Below are 2,142 nucleotides of genomic sequence, written 5' to 3'. Positions count from 1 at the left end.
AATAATAACAGTAAAGATATATCCTATCTTAACTCATGGATTAGTCCTATGGGTTTGTTATCTAATCAATTTTTATGGACTAATAAAAAATGTATAAGAATTTCCGGTACTCGCCTGACTGGAGGTTTTGATTGCGATGTTTATTTCGGTTTGCAAAACACTTTGTATTTTCCTGATTCTTTGGATTATTTTTTCCGCAAAAAGTATTCTTATGGATTAGGTGGTCTGAACAAAATTCAAAAAATGAATAATGCTATTTTTACTGATAACAAAGTCCTTAATATTGGAGAAGTTCATTGCGTGTCATCAGGTATTTCGTTTTGGCAAATACTGGATTCAATACTTCTAACTCATCATCAACAGGATACAATTTGGATATCAAAATATTACCGTAAAGATAGTTCTCTAATAGATTCGGGAGGTTTTATGTATTATTGGGGTAATATTAGCGACAATAAAATATGGTTTATTGAGGAGGAATGGAATAATTGTGGAAAACGCTTGGCATACTTTGATGACACTCTGAGTTTTATTGAGATATGGGGGATGGATACTGCTCTTGGTTCATCTTGTCATTGTACAAAACCAAGCATCTTAAGAAAAATGACTTTTAGCGGCAAACAAATATGGAAAAAGAAATTAAATATAAAGTTGCATTACATGGATGTTCGTAGAGACAAAAGTCCTTTTTCCAATAATAAGCCTTATTTTTATCTTATTGATAATTACAACAGCAGTAGTTCTATTAAAGGACCATATTTTAACAACTTTAAACTTTATAAATTCGATAGCACAGGTAATTTACTTCATGAACAAAGCCTAAACTTTCCCTTTGATTCATCTGGCAGGGCATCATGGCCTTACATTGATGGCTGTGGCAGGCTTTACACTATATTTGAAAATTACAGAAAAGAACCACACAAAGCAAAAAATGAATATATTATTTATCAACTTGATAGCTATGGTAACATTTTATGGAGCAAGCAACTTCCCACAGGCTTTAATTGGTGGGGAGCAAAACACATGGCAATTAGCAACGACAACTATCTTTATCTTGGAAGTAGCAAAAGAGATACGGCAATGTATTTAAAAATAGGTGAACCCTTGCCAACAGTAAGATTTCAAACAAAGGATACAGTAGTATGCGAGGATTATCCAATAAAATTAACAGTTTATGCAAAAGGAGAATTTACTTACCAATGGCAAAAAAACGCAATAAATCTAACGGGAGAAACAGATTCAATATTAATAATAAAGAGTGCAACAGTAAGCGACACTGGTATTTATAGCTGTATTGTAAGCAATTGTTTTGAATCGGATACAAGTAAAAATATAAGAGTTACTATCTTGCAAAAACAAAATTTTCACAATAAAGTTTTATGTAAAGAAGGTAATTTTTTATTTGGTAACAAAATAATTAACAAGCCCGGCAACTATATCGACACCTTTGTAAATTATTTAGGTTGTGATAGTATTGTCCATTTAAGTTTGAACATTATAAAAATGGTATTAGCTGAAGATACATTTTTTTGCTCAGGTACAAGCATAGAATTAGATGCAGGAAACCCAGGTGCAAACTATTTGTGGAACACCCAACAAAAAGGACAAAAAATAATTGTAAACAAAGCAGGAGTCTATAGCGTGCAAATTTATACAGATTCCTGTAATAATTTTGATACGATTTTAGTCAGCGAAAAACCAATACCTTTACCCACTTTAGGAAAAGATACAACACTTTGCCTTAATGAAAAATTTTGGCTTGATGCAGGTACTTACACTCTTTATGAATGGCAACCGGGAGGAGAAAATTCACAAAAAATAGAAATATTTGAAAGTGGATTGTACAGTGTAAAAGTATGGGATAAAAATAATTGTAGCAATAGTGATACGATAAAAATTACAAACCATTGCGAAATAAAAATATTTATACCCAATGCTTTTTCCCCAAATGATGATGGAGTAAATGAAATATTTACAGTAGTAGCTCCTGAAATACTTAGTTTTGAATTACAAATTTACAACCGCTGGGGCGAAAAAATATTTGAATCAAATGACCAAAATAAAGGCTGGAATGGAAAATTCAAAAACAAAAGTTGCCCAATAGGAATTTATTATTACCAAATAAAATACAAAACAGAATCA

At 31.5% G+C, this 2,142-nt stretch carries 1 protein-coding gene; it reads left to right on the top strand.

Annotated elements, in window-relative coordinates:
* A partial coding sequence (locus U9R42_11435) for a gliding motility-associated C-terminal domain-containing protein (GenBank protein MEA3496636.1) occupies positions 1–2,142 on the top strand: 2,142 nt, incomplete at both ends.

Source organism: Bacteroidota bacterium, assembly GCA_034723125.1.
Taxonomy (GTDB): domain Bacteria; phylum Bacteroidota; class Bacteroidia; order CAILMK01; family JAAYUY01; genus JAYEOP01.
The sequence above is the reverse complement of the archived record's forward strand: the minus strand, read 5'-3'. Positions and strand labels throughout refer to the sequence as shown.